At 59.6% G+C, this 21,864-nt stretch carries 21 protein-coding genes and 1 tRNA gene; 17 read left to right on the top strand and 5 right to left on the bottom strand.

What is annotated here, in order from left to right:
* Window positions 1–553: 553 nt before the first annotated feature.
* From F0M18_RS05255 to F0M18_RS05225, 7 genes are all read left to right on the top strand, one after another.
* Window positions 554–1,543, top strand: a complete 990-nt coding sequence (locus F0M18_RS05255; protein ID WP_149610357.1) for a type II asparaginase — start codon at window positions 554–556, stop codon at window positions 1,541–1,543.
* The gene (locus F0M18_RS05250; RefSeq protein ID WP_149610356.1) at window positions 1,530–2,279 is read left to right on the top strand and encodes a pseudouridine synthase; all 750 of its coding nucleotides are present in this window, start codon (window positions 1,530–1,532) and stop codon (window positions 2,277–2,279) included. Before F0M18_RS05255 ends, F0M18_RS05250 begins: the two co-directional genes overlap by 14 nt.
* Window positions 2,280–2,328: 49 nt before the next feature.
* On the top strand, window positions 2,329–2,973 hold the full coding sequence (locus F0M18_RS05245; RefSeq protein ID WP_149610355.1) for a glutathione S-transferase family protein: 645 nt from the start codon (window positions 2,329–2,331) through the stop codon (window positions 2,971–2,973).
* An 86-nt stretch (window positions 2,974–3,059) separates the two neighbouring features.
* Window positions 3,060–4,541, top strand: coding sequence for a glutamate--tRNA ligase (gene gltX / locus F0M18_RS05240; protein WP_149610354.1), 1,482 nt, complete (start codon window positions 3,060–3,062; stop codon window positions 4,539–4,541).
* A 55-nt stretch (window positions 4,542–4,596) separates the two neighbouring features.
* Window positions 4,597–5,352 carry a glutathione S-transferase N-terminal domain-containing protein gene (locus tag F0M18_RS05235; protein WP_149610353.1) on the top strand — a complete coding sequence of 252 codons (756 nt, stop codon included), beginning with the start codon at window positions 4,597–4,599 and terminating at the stop codon, window positions 5,350–5,352.
* Window positions 5,353–5,982 carry a trimeric intracellular cation channel family protein gene (locus tag F0M18_RS05230; protein WP_149610352.1) on the top strand — a complete coding sequence of 210 codons (630 nt, stop codon included), beginning with the start codon at window positions 5,353–5,355 and terminating at the stop codon, window positions 5,980–5,982.
* Window positions 5,969–6,367 carry a YchJ family protein gene (locus F0M18_RS05225; protein ID WP_149610351.1) on the top strand — a complete coding sequence of 133 codons (399 nt, stop codon included), beginning with the start codon at window positions 5,969–5,971 and terminating at the stop codon, window positions 6,365–6,367. Before F0M18_RS05230 ends, F0M18_RS05225 begins: the two co-directional genes overlap by 14 nt.
* Window positions 6,368–6,418: 51 nt before the next feature.
* Here the strand turns inward: F0M18_RS05225 and F0M18_RS05220 are convergent, their stop codons facing one another.
* The gene (locus F0M18_RS05220; protein WP_149610350.1) at window positions 6,419–6,901 is read right to left on the bottom strand and encodes an FKBP-type peptidyl-prolyl cis-trans isomerase; all 483 of its coding nucleotides are present in this window, start codon (window positions 6,899–6,901) and stop codon (window positions 6,419–6,421) included.
* A gap of 50 nt (window positions 6,902–6,951) precedes the next feature.
* Window positions 6,952–7,326 (bottom strand): DUF4345 family protein, encoded by a 375-nt coding sequence (locus F0M18_RS05215; protein WP_149610349.1) that lies wholly within the window; start codon window positions 7,324–7,326, stop codon window positions 6,952–6,954.
* Between the two features lie 143 nt (window positions 7,327–7,469).
* Here F0M18_RS05215 and F0M18_RS05210 point away from each other — a divergent pair, with 143 nt between their 5' ends.
* Both F0M18_RS05210 and F0M18_RS05205 read left to right on the top strand, forming a co-directional pair.
* On the top strand, window positions 7,470–8,465 hold the full coding sequence (locus F0M18_RS05210) for a TauD/TfdA family dioxygenase (RefSeq protein WP_188109601.1): 996 nt from the start codon (window positions 7,470–7,472) through the stop codon (window positions 8,463–8,465).
* 120 nt (window positions 8,466–8,585) lie between these two features.
* A tRNA-Ala gene (locus tag F0M18_RS05205) sits at window positions 8,586–8,661 on the top strand.
* An 86-nt stretch (window positions 8,662–8,747) separates the two neighbouring features.
* Here F0M18_RS05205 and F0M18_RS05200 read toward each other — a convergent pair.
* Window positions 8,748–9,152, bottom strand: coding sequence for an aminotransferase class I/II-fold pyridoxal phosphate-dependent enzyme (locus F0M18_RS05200; protein ID WP_149610347.1), 405 nt, complete (start codon window positions 9,150–9,152; stop codon window positions 8,748–8,750).
* 404 nt (window positions 9,153–9,556) lie between these two features.
* Between F0M18_RS05200 and F0M18_RS05195 the strand changes: the two genes are divergently transcribed.
* From F0M18_RS05195 to F0M18_RS05180, 4 genes are all read left to right on the top strand, one after another.
* Entirely contained in the window at window positions 9,557–10,528 is a 972-nt protein-coding gene (locus F0M18_RS05195; RefSeq protein WP_149610346.1) for an NAD(P)H-dependent flavin oxidoreductase, read from the top strand.
* Window positions 10,529–10,666: 138 nt separating this feature from the next.
* Window positions 10,667–11,257, top strand: coding sequence for a TetR/AcrR family transcriptional regulator (locus F0M18_RS05190; RefSeq protein ID WP_149610345.1), 591 nt, complete (start codon window positions 10,667–10,669; stop codon window positions 11,255–11,257).
* A 179-nt stretch (window positions 11,258–11,436) separates the two neighbouring features.
* Entirely contained in the window at window positions 11,437–12,249 is an 813-nt protein-coding gene (locus F0M18_RS05185; protein ID WP_149610344.1) for an enoyl-CoA hydratase-related protein, read from the top strand.
* 28 nt (window positions 12,250–12,277) lie between these two features.
* The gene (locus tag F0M18_RS05180; protein WP_149610343.1) at window positions 12,278–13,948 is read left to right on the top strand and encodes a sulfatase; all 1,671 of its coding nucleotides are present in this window, start codon (window positions 12,278–12,280) and stop codon (window positions 13,946–13,948) included.
* A gap of 39 nt (window positions 13,949–13,987) precedes the next feature.
* On the opposite strand, the gene F0M18_RS05175 is transcribed toward F0M18_RS05180, so the two are convergent.
* Window positions 13,988–15,058 (bottom strand): MBL fold metallo-hydrolase, encoded by a 1,071-nt coding sequence (locus tag F0M18_RS05175; protein ID WP_149610342.1) that lies wholly within the window; start codon window positions 15,056–15,058, stop codon window positions 13,988–13,990.
* Between the two features lie 125 nt (window positions 15,059–15,183).
* Here F0M18_RS05175 and F0M18_RS05170 point away from each other — a divergent pair, with 125 nt between their 5' ends.
* From F0M18_RS05170 to F0M18_RS05155, 4 genes are all read left to right on the top strand, one after another.
* Complete coding sequence (locus tag F0M18_RS05170) at window positions 15,184–16,038, top strand: type 1 glutamine amidotransferase domain-containing protein (protein ID WP_149610341.1); 855 nt, start codon at window positions 15,184–15,186, stop codon at window positions 16,036–16,038.
* 62 nt (window positions 16,039–16,100) lie between these two features.
* Window positions 16,101–16,475, top strand: coding sequence for a hypothetical protein (locus tag F0M18_RS05165; protein WP_149610340.1), 375 nt, complete (start codon window positions 16,101–16,103; stop codon window positions 16,473–16,475).
* 3 nt (window positions 16,476–16,478) lie between these two features.
* The gene (locus F0M18_RS05160; protein WP_262500832.1) at window positions 16,479–18,287 is read left to right on the top strand and encodes an arylsulfatase; all 1,809 of its coding nucleotides are present in this window, start codon (window positions 16,479–16,481) and stop codon (window positions 18,285–18,287) included.
* 1 nt (window position 18,288) lies between these two features.
* Window positions 18,289–19,416 (top strand): glutathione S-transferase N-terminal domain-containing protein, encoded by a 1,128-nt coding sequence (locus tag F0M18_RS05155; protein WP_149610339.1) that lies wholly within the window; start codon window positions 18,289–18,291, stop codon window positions 19,414–19,416.
* A gap of 155 nt (window positions 19,417–19,571) precedes the next feature.
* On the opposite strand, the gene F0M18_RS05150 is transcribed toward F0M18_RS05155, so the two are convergent.
* Window positions 19,572–21,830 (bottom strand): TonB-dependent receptor, encoded by a 2,259-nt coding sequence (locus F0M18_RS05150; protein ID WP_149610338.1) that lies wholly within the window; start codon window positions 21,828–21,830, stop codon window positions 19,572–19,574.
* Window positions 21,831–21,864 lie beyond the last annotated feature (34 nt).

The following is a 21,864-nucleotide window of genomic DNA, read 5'->3' as shown; positions in this document are numbered from 1 at the left end:
CTGTGAGAAACTGCGAGTAGCTTTCGGGAAGTCAATACAGCGTGCGGCTGCTTCTTTGGCTGCACGCTTTTCTCCACACAAAGTGGATGCCAGGGACACTCAAAAACCTTTATCGCTTGAGCATAGATTAGCCTCTCGAGGCGTGAAGCTCGTTATAGATCAGTCTCTCGTTTATCAGTCGCAGTGCTGAACCTGGTTCCAGACGAGTATCCGGAGCGCTTCGACAACCCAGTATGATGCCCAGCTATTGGCCTCTCTATGGACCCGACAGCAGCGCTGTCATCTTATCCGTCACATTTAATCCGCTTGTAGAGGAGTTATCCTGTGCTGCGGTAATGCTCGGCGTACTCTGGATGCCTCGTAATGTGATTCGCGGAAACGATGTACACAATTGCGCAGCCGCTAGTGCTCCCGCAACCCTTGAGCAGCGACGGCAATTCCCCGATACTCACAGCCACCGTCAACAATAGGTGGCCAATATGCGGGCTTGCTCCGGTTGACGGCCTTGACCCTGGCTCTGCTCGCCAGCGTCGCGACCCAGGCAGGAGAATCCATGAAAGCCAACGTCGTTATCCTCGCTACCGGCGGGACCATAGCCGGTGCGGCAAAATCCGGCACCCAGGCCAGCTATGATGCTGGCCAGATGGCCGTAGAAACGCTGATCGAGGCGGTGCCGCAGCTGCAGGAACGGGCCAATGTGCGCGGCGAGCAGGTCGCCAATGTTGGCAGCCAGGATATGCACGATGCCATCTGGTTGCAGTTGGCGCGGCGCAGCAATGAGCTGCTGGCCCGCGACGACGTGGATGGGCTGGTCATTACCCACGGTACAGACACCATTGAAGAGACGGCCTATTTCCTCAACCTGGTGGTGCACAGCGACAAACCCGTGGTGCTGACCGCGGCCATGCGCCCGGCCACGGCGCTGTCCGCTGACGGGCCGCTGAATATATACAATGCCGTGGCTGTGGCAGCAGACCCGGAAGCCAGTGGCCGTGGCGTGCTGGTGGTCATCAATGACGATATCCATGGCGCCCGGGGTATGACCAAGACCAGTACCACGGATGTGCAGGCTTTTGTCTCTGCCGAACGCGGGCTGATGGGTACCACGCACTATGGTGACAATCGCTATTTCCGCAAACCCTACCGCGTGCATGGCACGGCGTCTGAGTTCAGCGTGGCTGGCCACAAGACCCTGCCACGGGTCGATGTGATCTATATGCACGCGGGATTCTCGGCAGACCTGATCGATGCCGCCGTGGCCAATGGTGCCCGGGGCCTGGTCATCGCCGGTGTCGGCAACGGCAACATGACGGCCGCGGCGCTGCAGGCCGTGGCCCGGGCCACCGGGCAGGGCGTGGTGGTCGTGCGCTCCACGCGCGTTACCACCGGGCCCGTGGGGCGCAAGTTAGAGATAGACGATGATGCCCTGGGGACGGTTGCCTCCGGTGAACTCAACCCGGCCCAGTCGCGAGTGCTGCTGAAGCTGGTGCTGACACGCGGCAGTGACCCGGGCATGGTGCAGGATTACTTTGACCGCTACTGAGACGTCGCCGCTGCCGGTCCTGTACCGGGACGAGTACCTGGTTGCCGTCAACAAGCCCAGCGGACTGCTGGTTCACCGCAGCCCGATAGATCGCCATGAAACGCGCTTTGCCCTGCAAACCGTGCGCGACCAGGTCGGGCAGCATGTCTACCCGGTGCATCGCCTCGACAAACCCACCTCGGGCGTGTTGCTGTTTGCGCTGGACCCGGTCACGGCGCGGGCCCTGTCTGCCCAATTTGTCGCCCATAGCGTGGCCAAGCAATACCTGGCGGTGGTGCGTGGCTGGTGCCCTGAGTCGGGCAGTGTTGACCACGCCCTGCGTGACAAGCCAGACCCGGTTGCCGATCGCGATCGCCGTGAGGCGCGCCCGGCGCAGTCGGCTACGACCCACTACCAGTGCCTGGCCAGGGCCGAGATTCCGGTCGCCGTGGAACGTTACCCGCAAACCCGCTACTCGCTGGTCAGGCTCGAGCCAGTGCAGGGCAGGCGCCACCAGTTACGCCGGCATATGAAGCACCTGGGCTACCCGATAATTGGTGATGCCAAATACGGCAAGGGTGTTCACAATCGCTATTTCCAGCGCGCTTACCGGTGCTCCAGACTGCTGTTGCACTGCCGGCGCATGTCGGTGATACACCCCGACACCGGTCGTGCAATGGATTTCCAGGCCGAACTGGACGACGTGTTTGCCGGTGTGCTGCAGGCTTTGGGATGGTCCGAATACGAGCACGATTGAAGGCGCGGGCTGCTACACTACTGTTTTCCCACGAGTCGGAGCAGCACACATGAAACTGATTGGCGCACATCTATCACCCTATGTTCGTAAGGTGGCAACCATTCTCACCATCAAGGGCATCAGCTATGAGCCTGAAGTGGTGATTCCCGGGATGATGCCTGACGACTTTATCGAAATCAGTCCCTTGCTGAAAATCCCCGTGCTCGTTGATGGCGAAGTGACCTTGCCCGACTCCAGCGTGATCTGCGAGTACCTGAACGAAAAGTACCCGGAGCCGGCGACCATGCCCAGCGACGTTGCCGAGCGCGCGCGGGCGCGCTTCCTTGAGGAGTATGGGGATACCCGCTTACTCGAGTACATGTCGGTTCCATTTATCGAGAATGTGGTCAAGCCGGGGCTGCGCAACGAGCAGCCGGATGAAGACAGGGTGCGGCGCGTGGTGCACGAGATGCTTCCCGGTGCGCTGGATTACCTGGAAAGCCAGGTGCCCGCGCAGGGCTTCCTGTTCGGGGATTTCAGCACGGCTGATATCGCCCTGGTTTCACCGACCATCAACGCCGGACTTGGTGGCTACACGGTCGATGCCGGTCGCTGGCCGCGTTATGCCGGTTTCGTGGAGCGGGTCAAGGCGTTTCCGCCGGTGGTTGCAGTGTTGCAGGCGGAGCAGGAAGCGATGGGTAGCCTGCTGGGCTGATGCCCGGCCGACAGGCACCGCGATCGGTGGGATTTGCCCTGTAGAGCCCGTATAATCGCCGCTCTTTTCACATAGCCAGGATCGTTATGACCGTTCGCACGCGCGTTGCGCCATCACCCACCGGTGACCCCCACGTCGGCACCGCCTATATCGCCTTGTTCAACATGTGCTTTGCCCGCGCACACGGCGGGCAGTTCATACTGCGTATCGAGGACACCGACCAGGCGCGCAGTACACCGGAATCGGAGCGCGCCATACTGGACTCGCTTAACTGGCTGGGGCTGACCTGGGATGAAGGTCCCGATGTCGGCGGCGAGCACGGACCCTACCGCCAGAGTGAGCGTATGGCGCTCTACGGGCAATACGCCCGTCAGCTGGTAGACGAGGGCAAGGCTTTCGTTTGTTACCGCACCGCCGAGGAGCTCGACGCGCTGCGCGAGGCTCGCCGCGAGGCGGGTAACAGCAGTGCGCTGAAACCCTCGGACCTGCGCCTGCCTGAAGACGAGGCAGCCCGTCGCGAAGCGGCCGGCGCCCCCTACGTCATCCGCATGGTGGTGCCCGAGGAGGAGGGTGCCTGCGTTGTCGATGACATGCTGCGCGGCAGTATCGAGCTGGACTGGGGCATGGTGGATGCCCAGATACTGCTCAAGTCCGACGGCATGCCCACCTACCACCTGGCCAACGTGGTAGATGACCACCTGATGGGGATTACCCACGTGATCCGCGGTGAGGAGTGGATCAACTCTGCGCCCAAGCACAAACTGCTGTACCAGTATTTCGGCTGGGATATGCCCCAGCTGTGCCACCTGCCGTTGCTGCGCAACCCCGACAAATCCAAATTGTCCAAACGCAAGAACCCCACCAGCATCCTGTATTACCAGCGCATGGGATATCTCCCGGAAGCGCTGCTCAATTACCTTGGCAGAATGGGCTGGTCCATGCCCGACGAGAGTGAGAAATTTTCGCTGCAGCAGATGCAGGATAATTTCGACATACACCGGGTGTCACTGGGTGGCCCGATTTTTGATGTGGAGAAACTGTCCTGGCTGAACGGCCTGTGGATACGCGAGGACCTGGACGAGCAACAACTCGCCGAGCGCCTGGTCAACTGGGCGTACAACGAGGACATGTTGATGCAGGTGTTGCCCCACGCCCGCAAGCGCATGGAAACACTCAGCGACTTTGCGCCCCTGGCGGCTTTCCTGGTCTCGGGTACGCTGCCGATCAGTGAGACAGATTTCGACTCCGTCCGCGGTGAGCGTGACGACGTGGTCAAGGGGCTGCAGTTTGCCCTGTGGCGCATGGAATCCCTGCGCCACTGGGAGCGCGACATGATCTGGGACGAGTTGAAGGCGCTGGCCGATACGCTCGGTATCAAGGTGAAGGATTTCCTGGCGCCGATCTTTATCGCGATAGCCGGCACCAGCGCGTCGTTCTCGGTGGTGGATTCCATGGCCATGCTCGGGCCCGACATGAGTCGCGCGCGCCTGCGTCACGCCATCAGCGTGCTCGGCGGCGTTTCCAAGAAGGCAATGAAGCGCCTGGAGAAGGAATACCAGGCGCTGTAAATCCCCACTATCTGTTACCGCGAGGCGTGAACGCCCGTTAACAAGGAAAAGCGTGATGGCACTGAATCTGGCAACATCCCTGGTCTCCACCCTGGTGCGCAGCAGCAACGGCATCGCTGTCAATCGGGTGGGCGAGAAACCGGCTGAACTGCTGCAGCTGTACGATATCGAGAACTGCCCCTACTGCAGGCTGGTGCGGGAAGCCCTGACCGAACTGGACCTCGATGTCGTTATCCTGCCATGCCCCAAACAGGGGCAGCGCTTTCGCCCGGAACTGGTTGCGCGCGCGGGCAAGGCCCAGTTTCCCTACCTGGTAGATCCCAATACCGGCACGGAAATGTACGAGTCGCTTGATATCGTTGCCTACCTGTACGACACCTACGCCAATGGACTGCCGATGAAGTGGAAGTTCGGCTCCCTGCAGACCGTAGGCTCCATGCTGGCCAGTGCGCCACGCACGTTCCAGAGCATGCAGGCTCACCCCGGCGAAATGCCGGAGCAGTTGCTGGAGCTGTACAGTTTCGAGTCCAGTCCCTATGCGCGCCCGGTGCGCGAGAAACTGTGCATAATGGAAATCCCCTATGTGGTGCGCAATTGCGGCCGTTCCGAGCTGGCCGAGTGGTTGTTGCCGCCGGTGCGCAAAGCGCTCAACGTGACCCCCGACAGCCGCCTGGAAAACCGCCGCCAGTTACAGCATGTAGAGGGCAAGGTATCCATTCCCTACCTGTTTGATCCCAATACGGAAGCGGGCATGTTTGAGTCGGAGGACATTCTCGCCTATCTGGATGTGCAGTACGGCGGTGGCCAGTGAATGCTGCTGCATGAGGCGATCAGTATTGTCGATCTTGTCGCCACGGCCGTGTTTGCCGTCAGTGGCGCCCTGGCAGCGGCAGAGCAGAAGCACGACATTCTCGGTTTTATCCTGTTCGGCACCATTACCGGCATAGGCGGTGGTACGGTGCGCGACCTGCTGTTGGGCGCCGACGCCGTGTTCTGGTTCGAGCAGACCAGGTACCTGTGGGTCTGCCTCGCTGCCGCCGTCGCCACCTGGTTTATGGCGCCCCTGTTCCATTCCCTGCATCGCGTGCTGTTGTGGGCCGATGCAGTGGGCATGTCTCTGTTCAGCGTGCTGGGTGCCATCAAGGCGACACAATTTGATGCGCCGATGATCGTCGCGGTGGGCATGGGCGTCATGACCGCCACCTTCGGCTCCATGATCCGCGATACCTTGCTGAACCAGGAGCCCGTACTCCTCGGGCCGGAGATCTATGTCACCGCGGCGGTGCTCGGAGCGGCCTGTTATACCACTATGCAAAGTTTTGCAGTGCCGGATTCGGTGGCTATCCCGGTTGCCATTGCCGCGGCATTTACCCTGCGTGCCTGCGCGATTCTGTTTGACCTGCGGTTGCCGAAATATGCGGGGCCTGATGAGCAAAGCTAAGCCGGCAGAGCCTGGCTGCCCCTGTGGCAGTGGCGCTGACTACCGCGCCTGTTGCGGTCGTTATCTGGAAGGCGGGGCGACGGCGCCGACCGCTGCAGCACTCATGCGCTCCCGCTATACCGCGTTCGCCGTAGGGCAGGCCGACTACCTGCTGGCCACCTGGCATCCGCAGACGCGGCCTTCACGGGTGCGCCTGGACCCGCAGCAGAAATGGATAGGACTGTCCATCAAGGACACCGAAGCGGGCCTGGAGACGGACACCAGGGGCAAGGTGGAGTTTGTGGCGCGTTTCAAGATTGACGGCAAGGGCCATCGCCTGCGCGAACGCAGTCGCTTTGAGCGCATCGACGGCAGCTGGTACTACCTCGACGGTGAGCACCTCTAGGGCGCGCCGGGGGCTTGGGGGCCAACGCGGGTAAAAACGCGGGTTCGTGCGTCAGTGCTGGTGCCCGCCCGGGCCGTGGGCGTGGCCGTGGGCCACTTCCTCCTCGGTGGCCGCGCGCACATCCACCACCTCGATATCAAAACTGAGCGCCTGGCCGGCCAGTGGGTGATTGGTGTCGATATCCGCACTGTGGCGGCCAACCTTGACTACTGTCACCGGGATGCGCCCGTCGCTGGTGTTGAGTTGCACCACCATGCCGGGCCTCAGTTTGCCTTTGAACAACAGGTGTTTTACCGGGACCCGCTGTTGCCGCTGGGGGTCCACCTCGCCGTAGGCGTCCCCTGGTGCAACACTGGCTGTGAACACGTCACCGCTTGCCTTGCCCGCCAAGGCGGCCTCCAGGCCGGGGATAATATTGCTGGCGCCGAAAAGAAACGCGCTGGGCTCAGCGCCACGGGAGGTTTCCAGCTCTTCGCCGGCCTCGTTGCGCAGGGTGTAATGAAAGACAGCGACGGTGTTGGGACCGATATTCACGATGGCATTCTCGTCAGGTGATAATTGGCGGATAGGATACACATATGGTGTCAATCGCGCCGCAAGGCGACACCCGCGAGCACCGCTGTGACCACTTCATAGGCCAGTGCGCCCCAGGTATAGCCACCCACCATCCAGTCCGCATCCCAGGCAGAGACCAGGCGCGCCAGCGCAAGGCAGCCGATGCCCATGCATAGCAGCGTCAGTCCCGGGCGCGTATACACAGGCAGGGCAGCACACAGCAGGCAGAACAGGCCGACACCCAGTTGCAGGCCCCCATACATGGCGCCCAGTTCAGCGAAGCCGTCACCGCTAACGATAGCCAGCCCGGCGAGGTCCGCGGGTAACTGTGGGTTCATCAGGCAGGCCGTGCCGTAGCCAGTGAAAATCAGCCCGCTGACAACCAGTAGAATCTTTCCCAGCATGTTCAATGCTCCTGATATTGGCGCGTGGTGCGTTTGGTGTGATACTCGAAGTTTACGCCAACGCGGCGAGCTTTGGTTCAGCGCTGGTACGTATAACAATACTGCCGGCTGAGCGGATGCGATGCTGTGCGAGGATTTTCGACTTGGTTGCCAACCATTACTTCCGTTTTATAGAGCAGACCCTGCATTACTTCGATCGCCCACATGAACAGGTGCCGACCGCGCCGGTGCTTTGTGAGGCGGCATGGCGCGGCGACGAGCTGCCGCCGCTGGCGGAACTGGCCTATACACTGGATGAGGCCGAGGTGGCCGAACTGCAGGCAGCCGTGACCACGGCGGAAAACCGTGGCGTGCCTGTGCGCGAGCTCACCGCGGAGGATTTTCCCCTGCCGCGCCTCGCCGGGCGTTTCCCCGTGTGGCGTGAAACCATCAAACGGGGTCTCGGCTTCCAGGTCATACGCGGCGTACCGGTGGCCGGGTGGACCCAGTCACAAAGCGAAATCTTCTTCTGGTGCTTCGGCCTGCACCTGGGGCGACCGGGAGAGCAGAATCCCGAGGGCCACCTGTTAGGGCACGTTATCGATACCGGGGCGCAGCAGCAGGATGAGAACGCGCGCCTCTACAAAACAGCAGCCAATATTGATTACCACTGTGATGCCGCCGACGTGGTGGGCTTGCTGTGCCTGAACAAGGCGAAGCAGGGTGGTGAGAGTCGTATCGTCAGCTCGGTGGCCGTATTCAATGAGTTGTTGCAGCGCAGGCCGGAGCTCATCGCACGCCTGTTTGAACCGGTGCACCTGGACGTGCGCGACAAGGGCGTGAACGAAGTGGGCAGTAGCCTGCAAGTGCCGCCGTGCTGTTATGCCGATGGCGTCCTGCGCACGTTTTATCACGCGGATTATTTCCGCTCGGCGGTGCGCCACGATGACGTGCCCCCGCTAACGCCCCGGGAGCAAGAGCTGTTCGCGACCTACGAGGCGATAGCGATGGAGGAGGGCATGTACCTGGATATGGACTTGCAACCCGGTGATATCCAGTTGCTCTCCAATCACAGCAACCTGCATGCGCGTACTGAATACGAGGATCATGCTGACCCGGCGCGCAAGCGCCACCTGTTGCGGCTGTGGTTGTCGCTGTAGGCGAAATTTCTGCGGGCCAATGCCTTGACAGCTGCGGCCCAGCTAAATAGAATGCGGTCCACTTAATTGATCGTGCTTCGGCAAAAAACCAGACGGATCAATAAGTTAGCACAAGTTCTTGGGGCTATAGCTCAGCTGGGAGAGCGCAACACTGGCAGTGTTGAGGTCAGCGGTTCGATCCCGCTTAGCTCCACCAATTAAGCCTTGAAATACAGGCGCTTAGAAGGGTCACCGAGGGGTGGCCCTTTTTTGTTTCTGCCCAAAATCGCTTGACCTGACCCCCTAGATCGGCTCCAGCTTGTGAGAGAGACTTTCATTAGCAATAAGCACGTCACCGTAGTATGCCAACTGCAGCAAAAACATAAGCTCTTTGCTTCCGGGACCAATCAGTACGTCCTCTGCCGTCACCTGGAAACCGTCACGCTGGCGGTGATAGGTCGCCACCGCGTCGCGCAGCGCCAGCAAGCCAGTCACCGGCAGGTAGTCCTTCTGGTGAGCATTGACTCTCAGTTGCTCGACCACACACTCCGGCACCGGGAAAGGCGACTGCCCCAATCCCAACTTGAGAATGTCGCGGCCTTCGCGCAACAACTCATTGCAACGCTCGTTAATGGCCACCGTCGCAGAACGGCGCATGCCGCGCACATTCAGGTTGATATGAACATCCGGGGTCGAAGCATTACTCATTGTATTGTCTTGCTTGAATTTGGCAGATGATCGGCATGGTCGACCTCGCTGCAGAATCGGTCAACGTAAATAGTGCAGCATACCTATTGCCGGGGGGCAAAAAAGAGTTTGGTTGGTGCGGAGAAATGGGCATAGTATCCCCGTACTATTAACGCTGGCTCATTGCATGCCCGCAGCGTTATGACTGCTCAATCATTGTTGGTGCATAGTGCACCCAAAAGTACTCAATAGACCCAAATCCCTGATCAAGTCCTCGTAGCTTCCTGATTGTAAATAAATAATTACGTATTTTTCTCACCGTTTTGGTGTCTCGCTGCCAGAGTGAGATAACCGGCCTTTGTATTGACATAATAAATGCCAATAAGATATGTTGCGGCTCAGTGCGATACGCGGAGAGAAACTGAATGAAAACACGGATTACAGAATTACTGGGCATCGATGCCCCCATCGTCTGCGGCGGCATGATGCGGGTGGGCACTGCCGATCTCGCGGCGGCAGCTTCCAATGCCGGTGCTCTTGGCGTGATGACCGCGCTCACCCAGCTCACGCCTGAAGGTCTGGAGGTGGAGATCGCTCGCTGCCGTTCCCTGACTGACAAGCCATTCGGCGTTAACCTGACTGTGGGCGTTGTCGCCAGCGAGATCAACTATGACGACTACGTGGACGTGATCATCAAAAGTGGCGTGAAGATTGTTGAGACGGCCGGTCGCAGCCCGGAGCCTTTTATGGAGCGCTTCAAGCAAGCGGGCATCAAGGTAATTCACAAATGCGTGGCGGTACGCCATGCCCTGAAGGCTGAGCGCATCGGCGTTGACGTGGTCAGCATCGACGGCTTTGAATGTGCAGGGCACCCCGGTGAGCAGGATGTCGGTGGCCTCGTATTGTTCCCTGCCGCCACACAAGCGTTGAAGATTCCTGTGCTGGCATCCGGTGGAATCGCAGACGGCCGCGGACTGGCTGCGGCGCTGGCACTGGGCTGCGAGGGTATCAACATGGGTACCCGTTTTCTCGTTACCCAGGAGGCACCCATTCATGAGGGTATAAAGCAGAAAGTGGTCGAGATGGACGAGAACCAGACCCGCCTCATCTTCCGCACCTACAAGAACACCGCGCGAGTGTATCGCAATGGCATAGCCGATGAAGTGGCGGCGATTGAAGCAAGAGGTGGAGAGTTCGGCCAGGTGCACCACCTGGTGTCCGGCGCCAACCAGGAGAAGGCCTGGAGCACTGGTGATATCGAGGCGGGTATGGTCACCGTGGGTATGTGCGGGGGGCTAATCAACGATATTCCGAGTTGCGAGGAGCTGGTTCGCAATATTGTCAGCGATGCCGATAAGATCATTAGCGAGCGTCTGGCATCCATCAGTGCTGCCTGATGCCCTGACGAGGATATCCCAGAAGGTGGTGCAGTCAGGTTCCGGGGTGTGTCATTCGTGGTGGTGGAAAAACCCAGCAAATTACGGCATACTCAATGTCATTATATTAATGTTATCAAAGGGTAATTCGAGACCATCATGTCAAAGAATCAGAGTGCCGAAGCTGTAGACGGACGCCGCCTTCGCAGCGAACGTAGTCGACTCGCCATCGTAGAAGCGGCATTGGCTCTGCAGGAGGAGGGCGTACTGGTCCCCACAGCCCAGCAGATCTCCGATCGTGCAGGTGTTGGTATTCGCTCCTTTTTTCGCCATTTCGAGGATATGGAGACCCTTTTTGAAGCAGCCGACGATCATATTCGCGGCTCCTATGAAGCGCTATTTCTCGGCGGGGATCGGGACGGAACTCTGGAGGAGCGGATTGACCACGCGGTGAAACGGCACGCCGATGCCTATGAAAGCGTAAGTAATATTGTCCTGGGTACCCACGCCCAACTCTGGCGCTATGAAATATTGCGCAAGAATTATGCCCGTAACCAGCGTGGCCTGCGCAAGGACCTGGACGACTGGCTGCCGGAGTTGAAATCTGTACCCCGAGATACTCGTGAATCCATCGATGCTATAAGTTCCTTCGAAATGTGGCACAGGCTGCGCTATCACCAGGGGCTGAGCAAAACGGCCAGTATCAATATTATCAAGGCTTTGCTGAACAGCCTGATGGTCGACGACTGAGAGGGCCGGATCGTCTCTGGCTTTCTTCGCGCGAAATTCAGCGGCAGCTAAGCCATTTCTGAACCTGAGCTACTACTGCGAGCTTGCATTGCATCTTAATATGGCATAAATTGTGCCATATAAAACTATTGGTTGTGTCCGATGCAGCAGCCAGTTTGCCCACGTTGCAGGATTTTTCCATGGCGTTTACCTCCTCCACACTTTCACTCGAAATTACCAGTCACGTAGCCACCCTGTGGCTGGACCGGCCGGACAAGCTGAATGCCATCTGTTTCGATATGTGGGGCGATTTTATTCGCGCCATGGACGCAGTGGCTGCCAACGAGGACATACGCGCAGTGGTGATCGCCGGTCGGGGCAAGAGCTTCTGCGTGGGAATTGACCTGGCCAGCCTGGGTAGTGCGCCGGACCTGTCCACCACCAGCGGCTGCCTGGAGCAGCTACAGCATACCCGCCTGTGCCAGGACGGTATCACGGCGATCGCCCGCTGCCCGGTCCCGGTGATCGCCGCCATTCACTCCCACTGCCTGGGGGCCGGTGTCGATCTTGCCACCGCCTGTGACATCCGCCTGGCCTCAGAGGACGCGTTGTTCGGTGTGCGTGAAACCAGGATCGGTATCGTCGCCGATGTGGGCACCCTGCAGCGCCTGCCGGGGGTGGTCAGCGCTGGGCATGTCGCCGAACTGGCCTATACGGGCAAGGATATATCGGCGGCGCGCGCGGAGAAAATCGGCCTGGTGAACGATGTCTACACAGACGCCGATGCGGTGTACCAGGCAGCCCTGGCGCTCGCCGGGGAAATTGCCGCTAACGCGCCACTGGCGGTGCGCGGCACCAAGTTTGTGCTGCAGCAAAGCGAAGGTATGACAACCGACCAGAGCCTGTTGCTCAATGGGCTGTGGACCATGATCAGTTCACTGAAATCCAACGACCTGAAGGAAGCCATGCAGGCTTTTATGGAAAAACGCCCACCTGAATTCAGCGGCAGCTGACAGCGCGATCCAAGGGGAGTAAACCACTGTGAAAAAAGTTTTGTTGTCGCTACTGGCACTGGTTCTTGTGCTGGGCGGCCTGGCCTACCAGAACCAGACTGCGCTGCTGCTCGCGCTGGTCAAGTACAAGTCAGCCAATGAGTATGAGGTTGGGCCTCCCAGGGATCTACCCTGGAGTGCGGGTCCTGCGCAGGCCGGCGAGGAGCCCGGCGAACGCCCCCCCAACATTATCCTGATTGTCGCTGACGACCTGGGCTACAACGATATCTCCACCTTTGGCGGCGGTGTTGCCGGTGGGCGTGTGCAGACGCCCCACATCGATCAACTGGCGGCCGAGGGCGCGGTATTCACCCAGTCTTATTCGGGCGCCGGTACCTGTGCCCCTTCCCGGGCGATGATGATGACCGGTCGCTATCCAACCCGAACCGGCTTTGAGTTCACCCCGACGCCCTCCGGAATGGCGCCCGTGGTATCGCGCATTTCCGCGGATATGGACAGCGTCCTGCCGCCGGCAATCTATGACGCGGAACTCGACGCAAGCAGGCCGCCTTACGAGGAGCAGGGCCTGCCGGCGGAGGAGGTGACGATCGCCGAGATTCTGCGCGAACGCGGTTACCAGACGTTCCATATCGGTAAGTGGCACCTGGGGCGACAGAACGGCATGGCCCCGCACGAGCAGGGTTTTGACCAGAGCCTGTTGATGGCCAGCGGCCTGTTCCTGCCGGAGGATGACCCCAATGTGGTCAATGCCAAACTGGAGTTTGACCCCATCGACCAGTTCCTGTGGGCGCGCATGGTCTATGCGAACAGCTTCAATACCGGCGATGAGGATCGTTTCGAGCCCGGCGGCTACCTGACGGACTACTGGACTGATGAATCGATCAAAATCATCGAGGCCAACAAGAATCGCCCATTCTTTCTCTATCTCGCGCATTGGGGGGTTCACACGCCCCTGCAGGCGACCCGGGAGGATTACGAGGCGGTTGGGGATATCCAGCCCCACCGCCTGCGCGTCTACGCAGCGATGATTCGCGCCCTCGACCGCAGCGTGGGTCGCATCAATGCCGCGCTGGGGGATGCGGGGCTGGCGGACAACACTATCGTTCTGTTTACCAGTGACAATGGCGGCCCCGGCTATATCGGCCTGCCCGACATCAACCACCCCTTCCGCGGCTGGAAGATCAGCCAGTTTGAGGGTGGCATACGCGTGCCACTATTTGTGAAGTGGCCGGCGCGCATTGCTGCCGGCACGGTCTCCGAGGAGCCGGTGGCACATATCGATATGATGCCGACCCTGGCCGCGGCAGCTGAAGCCCCGCAGCCCGAGGGTGTGGTGATTGATGGTGAAAACCTGTTGCCGCTGGCCACCGGGGATGGGGCGGAGCAATGGGACAGGGAAACCCTGTTCTGGCAGAGCGGCCACTACCGGGTGGTGCGACACGGTGACTGGAAACTGCAGGTGGCCGCGCGACCGGACAAGCAGTGGTTGTTCAACCTCGCCGAAGACCCCACTGAGCAAAATAACCTGGCAGCGACAGAACCGCAGAAGCTGGCGCAACTGCAGGCTCTCCTCGATGCGCATGCCGCGAGTGCCAGGCCGCCGCTGTACCCCGCCGCCACGGAGTTGTCGATTGCCATCGATAAGACTCTGGCAGAGCCCTTTGCCGAGGGCGACGAATACATCTACTGGCCTAACTAGTTGGCAACTTGCTCTCTACTCCTGGTCTGTCCCGATTGATTAAAGCCCGTCACTGGTCTTGATGATTTCTGTCGAGTTTGCCGGCAGTGAGAAGGCCACGCCATCCTGGCCGATGGTGTAGTCCGGGAAGATATCTTCAGCCCCGTTCAGGTACAGCAGGTCCTGGCCGGGAATAACCAGTGGCGGGACGATGTGGTAGTACAGCAGGTGGCCGACACCGGCATCGCGGGCCGTTTCCGCGGCTTCCACCGGGCTGGCGTGGTAGTCGAGAATGTCGTAGGTGATCTTGGCCATGATCTCATTGCCCAGTTTCTTCGCGGTCGCATTCATCATGTTGACCAGGTTGGGGGCCAGGGCCTCGTGCACCAGCAGGTCGATGCCCTCGGAGAACTTCTGGATGTTGGCCTGCTTGGTGGTGTCACCGGTTATCAGCAGTGAGCGCCCCTTGTAGCTGAAACGATACCCCACTGCAGGCTCCACCGGCGAGTGGTCCACCGCCAGCATTTCTACCCTGAGACCTTCACCCTCATACACCAGGGTCAGTTCACCCATGGGCGGCTTGTCAAAAGGCACGGCCTGCATGCCGGCAGCACTCATGGGGGCCACCAGGTCTCCGTGGTGCTCATGGCGATAGGTGAAATCCTGGGCATAGGCGGCGTTGAAGCCGTCCACGACCTGCTCCACCCCCCTGGGGCCATAGACGGGGAGGGGAGCGGCGTTGTCACCCCCGGCCCAGCGTATGGTGCTGATTTCGCCCAGGCCGTCGATATGGTCAGAGTGAAAGTGGGTAAGAAACACGCCTTGTACATTGCCGGGCTGGTAGCCCATACGGGCCAGGTTGCGTGGGCCGTCGGTGCCAGCGTCCACCATGAACAGTTGCTTGCCGGCAACCACCGCAACGCAAGGGCCGGAGGCCTTGGGAGCTGGCAACGGACCACCGGCACCGCACAACGCCAGGTGCAGGCCGTCTTCCAGTTCCGCGACAGTGTCTGCACCCATGCGGGATTCCAGGCCTCTTTCCATTATCCGGGAGGCGATGGTTGCTCGTTGGCTGTAGGCAATGACGAAAACGACCGCCAGTATGGCGGCTACGGTGAGTAGTTTTTTCATGATCAGATTCCCCTGGGCAAGAGTGACTGGGCTTGATGTGCCATAGTTAATTATGACATACTATATGACATATTAATATGGCGTAGCCTCCAGGGCTCAGTTTACATGCGAAAGAGGTCTTACTTATGAAGAAATTGCTCAAACTGGGTGCAGTACTGGTTGTGCTGGCCGGCGTATTTTTGCTTTCACTACCCACGATATTGCACAAGGCGGGCCTGCATCCCGAATACACCGGGCCGACCACAACACTACCGGGCAAGCGCGCCCTGATCATCGCCACCAGCCATGGCGTGCTGGCTGCGCCGGGGGAAACCGAGGGCCCGGCCACCGGGGTGATGGCCTCTGAGTTGACCCATCCGTACTATACATTCCTCGACGGTGGCATGGAGGTGGACGTAGCCAGTATCCGGGGCGGTGAAATCCCTATCGACCCACAGACATTGCAGTTCATGATCATCTCTCCGGAAGACAAGCGCTACCTTGATGATGCCACTGCACAGGCCAAGGTGAAGAACTCCATCCCCATTGCCGACGTGGATATCGAGCAGTATGACATTGTGTTCATATCCGGTGGCTGGGGCGCAGCCTACGACCTGGCGCAATCCCCTGAGTTGGCGGCGAAGGTGAGCGAGTCCTACTACGGTGATAAGGCTGCAATGATTGGTGGCGTCTGCCACGGTGTACTGGGCCTGGTGAATGCGCGCGACCGAGACGGCAAGCTGTTGATTGCCGGGCGCCGCATGACCGGGGTGACTGACAAGCAAATCAGGGAACTTGGCATAGAGCTGACACCGCTGCACCCGGAGACGGAACTGCGCAAGGCAGGTGCCATATTCGAAAGCGAGACCGCATTCAGGGATTTGTTTGCCACACATGTCACTGTCGACGACGAGCAGCGCTTTGTCACCGGCCAGAACCAGAACTCCGGCCTCGAAACCGCCAATGTAATGATGCAGGTGCTGGCAGCGCGGACTAAATAGGGGGCAGGCCACAATCAAGTGTATTGTGTGGTCGGCCCCCAATTAACGAAAGTGAGATCACTATGAACAGGATACTTGGACTGTTGGTGCTGTTGCCGGCCATCCTCTTTGTCGTCACCGGTGTTCGCTGGCTGGTGGCTCCAGCGGGCATTGCCCCTGAGTTCGGGTTGGTGCTGGGCGAGGGGCTGGGGCTCAGCTCGCAGGTGGGCGATATGTCGGGCTTTTTCCTGACGCTGGGCATCTGCATGCTGGCCGCCCTGGTGAGCGGCCGTCGCACCTGGTACTACCCCGCGATGCTGTTGCTCTTTCTGACGGCGATAGGTCGGGTGATTGCCTGGCTGATTCATGACGCCGCCCTTGCGCCCCAGATCGGGGTGGAGATAGTCGTGACGCTGATTCTGTTGGTGGCCTCAAGACGGCTCGCCAGGGAACCCTGAGCTGTGTACGTAAGAGCTGCCTTCAGCGCCGCTGTGGCCGCACTGGCGCTGCTGGCGCCCTGGGGCTACGCCGGGAACCCGGAGAGTATTCCATCTCCAACAACCCCCGCTGCCGAGCGACCCAATATCGTCCTCGTACTGGCTGATGACCTCGGCTTTACCGATCTCGGCTCATACGGCAGTGAAATCAACACCCCCACGCTCGATGCGCTTGCGCAGGAGGGCGTCCGCTTTACCAACTATCACACAGCGGCCAATTGTGCGCCGGCCCGGGCCATGTTGCTCACCGGTGTGGATGCCCATATTGCCGGCGTGCCCAATATTCCAGAGATGCTGGCGCCGGAGCAGAAGCGTCACAGCCATTACCAGGGGGTACTGGGCAACAATGTGGTGACCGTAGCGACCCTGTTGGAGGGGGCCGGCTATCACACCTATATGGCGGGCAAATGGCACCTGGGCGCGGGCCCCGGGCAATTGCCCAGTGAACGCGGTTTTAAGCGCACGGTTGCCCTGGCGGATTCCGGTGCTGACAACTGGGAGCAGCGTCCCTACATCCCGCTTTATGAGAAGGCCAGCTGGTATGCGGATGGCAAGGAGTACCAGCTGCCCGACGATTTTTACTCCTCCCGGTTCCTGGTGGACAAAACCATTGAGTTCATCGACAGCAATATCGATGACGGCACCCCCTTTTTCGCCTACCTGCCGTTCCAGGCGGTGCACATACCGGTGCAGGCACCGCAGGAATTCATAGACCGTTACATGGGCGTTTACGACGGCGGCTGGGATGAGTTGCGGGAGCAGCGCCGGCAGAAGGCTGTAGAGCTTGGCATTATTCCCGCCGACAGCGGCATCGGGCGCATGTCGACCACGGACGACTGGAATGCGCTCGACGCCGATCAGCGGCGTTACCAGGCCAAGCGTATGGCAGTGTACGGCGCTATGGTAGAAGCCATGGACTACCATCTCGGCCGCCTGGTGGATTACCTCAAGGAGCGGGAACAGTACCACAACACAATCATCATCTTTACGTCGGATAATGGTGCTGAGGCCAGCGGCCCGGCGGATCCTGGGTCTTTCATCGCGCGACGCGGGCCGACGGCCCTGGGCTATCACACTGACTATGAACGCCTGGGCCTGAAAGGCAGCTACAACAGTATTAGCCCCAGCTTTGCCAGCGCGGCCGCCAGTCCTCTGGCGTTTTACAAGTTCTATGCGGGGGAGGGCGGTATGCGCGTGCCGCTGATTGTGGCCGGGGCGGAACTAGCCGATAAGGGCGGGCTGAACCACGCTTTTTCCTTTGTTACCGATATTACACCGACCATACTTTCATTCGCCGGTGTGGAACCGCCGGAGCGGAGATACCGCGGTCGACCGGTGGAGCCGATTATCGGTCGTGACCTGGGTCCGCTGTTGCGGCAGGAGGTCGATCGAGTGTACGGCCCTGAGGATGCAGTGGGCTATGAGCTCGCAGGCCATGCAGCCCTGTTCCAGGGCGATTACAAACTTGTGCTCAACCGGGGGCCACTGGGTGACGGGCAGTGGCGCCTGTACGATATTGTGCGTGACCCGGGTGAAACCTCGGACCTGGCATCGCAGCAGCCAGCGCGCCTGCAGCGCATGCTGTCTGCCTATGAGCGGTACGCGAGGGACAACAAGGTACTGGCGGTTCCGCCGGGATATGATCACCTGAAGCAGCTGGTGATAAATACACTCTACCAGCGCTTGCGGACCCCAATCCTGGTGGCGTTGCTGACCGCTCTTGTACTACTCCCGTTTCTGATGACCTGGCGAAATACCCGAAAGGATGCATAGCATGGCCGGTACACACAGGCTCTACGCCATTACCCACTCCCTGTACTCGGGCCGCGCCCGCAGCTACCTGATCAAGCACCAGATTCCCTTCCGGGAATTGTCCACCGGTCACGAGAGCTTCAAGGCGGAAGTGCTCCCCAAAGGCAAGCTGGCGACCATTCCCACTCTGGTGACACCTGAGGGCGAGGTGATTCGTGACGGCGCTGCGATTATCGAGCACTTCGAGGCGGCGAGCGGTAGGCCCTGTCGCCCGGCGGGCCCACGCCAGCAGATTATCAGTGCCCTGTTTGATGTGATTGGCACCGATGGTCTGCTGCGGCCGGCTATGCACTATCGTTGGAACTTCCCAGAAGACAACCTTGAGTTCATACGCTATCACTTCCTCCACTCCCAGCGGGACACGCCCGAGCGTGAGGAGAAAACCGAGGCGATGATGAATCGCATGCGTCACGCAGGGATGATTTTCGGTGTGACCGAGCAAAGCCGGGAGGTGGTGGAGAGCCTTTACCTGGAATACCTGGACGCCCTCGACGCCCACTTTGAACTGTACCCTTATCTCCTCGGCTGGCGCCCCTGTGTTGGCGATTTCGGACTGCTGGCGCCGATGTATGCGCACCTGGGCCGCGATCCTCACCCGGCCCGGCTGATGCAGCAACGCGCCACCCGGGTGTACCGGTGGGTGGAGCGCATGAACCGTGCCGACCAGGATGTTCCCGAGTATTTCAATGCCGGGACCGATTTCCTGGCAGATGACGACGTGCCTGACACACTGGTGGCGGTATTGCGGGTACTGGCGGAGGACTTTGTCCCGGAAACCCTGGCGGCGGCGGAATTCATCAATACCTGGCTGGCGGAAAACCAGCCCGAAGCCGGCTCGGTGGCAGTGGGGCGCCTGGCTCAGGCCATGGGTACCGCCCAGTTCAATCTGCGCGGAGAAGCCATCACAGCCCTGGCCCAGCCCCACCGCTTCTACCTGCTGCAGCGTGTGCAGGACACCTACTCTGCCCTGTCAGGTGATGACAAGGCTGATGTGGATAGTCTGCTGGCCGGTTGCGGCATGACGCCCGTTCTCAGTGCCACGCTCAACCGCCGCATTGTTCGCGCCGACAATCTGGAAGTATGGGAATAAAATGGGGGACAGACCACAACTTCTGTAAATTGTGGTCTGTCCCCTATTTTTTACCGGTGCGAGGAAGTGAAGTTTGTAGCAGCCGTAGTTCATGCCCATCAATTGTTAGCCCAGGCAGAATGCGCTGGGCTAAATGGCAGGAGCGGCCCGCGCAACTAGAAGTCGTAGCGCAGGGTTGCTCCATAGGTTCTCGGTGGTGCGAGGAAGTACGCGTCCATATCGGTGATGGGATAAGGCACCAGAGTTTGAACGGCATATTCTTCGTCCGTCAGGTTTTTACCCCACAGGCTGATGTTCCAGTTGTCATTGCGCCAACCCAATACCATGTTCAGGTTCTGGCGATCCTGTTTATCCTTGTCTTCCAGCTGTGAGGCCGGGGCAGGGTTGGTCGTGTGGTCGCCCATGAAACTGTAATCGCCGCGCAGGTAGACCCCGCCATCGGCCAGGGGGAACACAAGCGTCGCAGCCAGGCTGCCACTGAGCTCAGCGGCAAAAGCCAGATCGAGTCCCTCGTCAGGCCCGTCGGTGAACTCGTACTTGTCGAGGTACTGCAGGCCAAGTGTGACTGTCAGGTTTGGCAGGGGCAGTGCATCCAGTTGAAAGTCCAGTCCCGCGACTTCCGCCTCCCCCTGGTTGGAGGTGAACTGCCCCAGACCGCTTGAGGCCTGCTGGTTGGTCTGCATGTCTTCGACCAGGGTAAAGAACAGGGTGGAGTTGATCCGCAGCCGCGAGTCCATCAGGGTGGTCTTGATACCCAGCTCGTAGCTGGTGGTTTCCTCGTCGTCGAATTCCCGTTCCTCGGGCTCACCGGCGACGCCATTGAAGCCGCCTGACTTGGTGCCGGTGGACGCGCTGGCGAATAGCAGGGTGTCCATGTTCAGGTCGTAGCTTACACTGGCCAGCCAGTCGACATTGTCACTGCTGCGGTTAAAGGACTCGTCAATTTCAGGGCGAGCAGAGGAAAGTAATGAGAAAGGTGGAAAGATGCCCTGCTGCGCCAGCAAGGCGAGTATTGGCGGTGGAATGTTTTCCGGATCCTGGGCGGTGAGGGCTGTTGATTCCACATCGACAAACAGGTCAGCGTCTTTTTCCTCGTCGCTCCAGCGCAGGCCGCCGGTAAGGTGCCAGTTATCACCGACATGCCAGGTGGCGCGTCCGAACACCGCTATGGTTTCGGTCTCGAACAGGCTGTCCTGGTAGCTCTCATCTCCCGGGGCCACGATGAGTGCTAATTGTGGACCAAAGATCTGTGCGCCAATCGGTACATCATCGCCAATCACCGACGACAGCTTGTTTTCAAACTCCCGGGTTTCCTGGTCGAAGTAATACAGCCCGGCCATATAATCGACGTTGTCAGTGCTGTTGCTGAAACGCAGTTCCTGGGAGAAGCTATTGCCCGATTGAGGCTGGTCCAGCCAGGTCGCGTCGAGTACCGAGCGGCTGGCTTCCTGGGAGGATTCGAGGTCATAGTCATCCCAGGCGGTGATGGATTCGATTTTGCCCCAGTCGGCGTCATAGTCTATGTGCAGCGATGCCGCGGTAGATTCCTGCTTGAAAGGGCTGGGCACATCCTGTGACGTTTTGTGATCGAAAGGATCGTCTCCCAGGGGCGCCTGCCCGCGATCGATAATGGCCTGGTCGGCTATAGGGTCGTGCACCGAATCCGGTGAGCAGCAGTTCATATCGCGTTCCACCCGGCTGGCCTTGAACAAAATCGACAATTCGTCGGTCGGCTGCCAGGCCAGCTTTCCGACCACATTCCACTCATCGGCATCATTGAGGTCCGGACCCGAAAGATTCTCGAGGTATCCGTCCCTCTCGTGGTAATTACCTGCGATGCGATAGGCCAGGTTGTCAGCGATTGGGCCTGACAGCGAGCCAGTGATGCGCTGCATGGAATAGTTGCCGGCGGTGGCCTCCAGGTGGCCTTCAGTCTCCTCGAAATTGGGAGATTGCGTGGTAATGCTGATGGCTCCGGCGTTGGTGTTCTTGCCGTAGAGAGTGCCCTGTGGGCCCTGCAGCACCTCGATACGTTCTATATCCACCAGGTCTGAAACGGCGAGGCCTGAGCGATTGAGGTAGACACCGTCCACAAAGGTGCCGACGGAGGGCTCAAGGAAGGTGGAGCCTGTAGTGCCGATGCCGCGTACGGTAACCCGTGTACTGAACGGGCTGATATTGGCGTTGATGTTAAGCGAGGGGGTCAGCACAGCCACATCGCCAGCATCGCGAATATTGGCTTCCCGGATAGTGTATTCGTTGAAGGCGGTCACCGTGACCGCGATATCCTGCAGGCTTTCGGCTCTTTTGGTGGCGGTGACAATCACCTCTTCCAGTGCGCCGGTCTGGGCGAGTGTGCCTGCGCCATAAGTGGCGAGAACAAGAGCGGAAGCGAGCGGCCTCATTTTTATCATTGTGATACTCCTCTAAAATTATGTTGTAATGGCA

It is taken from the genome of Pseudohalioglobus sediminis, from assembly GCF_008370495.1.
In the GTDB taxonomy this organism is placed as follows: domain Bacteria; phylum Pseudomonadota; class Gammaproteobacteria; order Pseudomonadales; family Halieaceae; genus Halioglobus.
The sequence above is the reverse complement of the archived record's forward strand: the minus strand, read 5'-3'. Positions and strand labels throughout refer to the sequence as shown.

Coding starts and splice junctions, on each gene's coding strand:
- F0M18_RS05255 (WP_149610357.1), top strand. CDS start 554: ATGAAAGCCAACGTCGTTATCCTCGCTACCGGCGGGACCATAGCCGGT.
- F0M18_RS05245 (WP_149610355.1), top strand. CDS start 2,329: ATGAAACTGATTGGCGCACATCTATCACCCTATGTTCGTAAGGTGGCA.
- gltX (WP_149610354.1), top strand. CDS start 3,060: ATGACCGTTCGCACGCGCGTTGCGCCATCACCCACCGGTGACCCCCAC.
- F0M18_RS05235 (WP_149610353.1), top strand. CDS start 4,597: ATGGCACTGAATCTGGCAACATCCCTGGTCTCCACCCTGGTGCGCAGC.
- F0M18_RS05230 (WP_149610352.1), top strand. CDS start 5,353: ATGCTGCTGCATGAGGCGATCAGTATTGTCGATCTTGTCGCCACGGCC.
- F0M18_RS05225 (WP_149610351.1), top strand. CDS start 5,969: ATGAGCAAAGCTAAGCCGGCAGAGCCTGGCTGCCCCTGTGGCAGTGGC.
- F0M18_RS05215 (WP_149610349.1), bottom strand. CDS start 7,326: ATGCTGGGAAAGATTCTACTGGTTGTCAGCGGGCTGATTTTCACTGGC.
- F0M18_RS05200 (WP_149610347.1), bottom strand. CDS start 9,152: ATGAGTAATGCTTCGACCCCGGATGTTCATATCAACCTGAATGTGCGC.
- F0M18_RS05195 (WP_149610346.1), top strand. CDS start 9,557: ATGAAAACACGGATTACAGAATTACTGGGCATCGATGCCCCCATCGTC.
- F0M18_RS05190 (WP_149610345.1), top strand. CDS start 10,667: ATGTCAAAGAATCAGAGTGCCGAAGCTGTAGACGGACGCCGCCTTCGC.
- F0M18_RS05185 (WP_149610344.1), top strand. CDS start 11,437: ATGGCGTTTACCTCCTCCACACTTTCACTCGAAATTACCAGTCACGTA.
- F0M18_RS05175 (WP_149610342.1), bottom strand. CDS start 15,058: ATGAAAAAACTACTCACCGTAGCCGCCATACTGGCGGTCGTTTTCGTC.
- F0M18_RS05170 (WP_149610341.1), top strand. CDS start 15,184: ATGAAGAAATTGCTCAAACTGGGTGCAGTACTGGTTGTGCTGGCCGGC.
- F0M18_RS05165 (WP_149610340.1), top strand. CDS start 16,101: ATGAACAGGATACTTGGACTGTTGGTGCTGTTGCCGGCCATCCTCTTT.
- F0M18_RS05155 (WP_149610339.1), top strand. CDS start 18,289: ATGGCCGGTACACACAGGCTCTACGCCATTACCCACTCCCTGTACTCG.
- F0M18_RS05150 (WP_149610338.1), bottom strand. CDS start 21,830: ATGATAAAAATGAGGCCGCTCGCTTCCGCTCTTGTTCTCGCCACTTAT.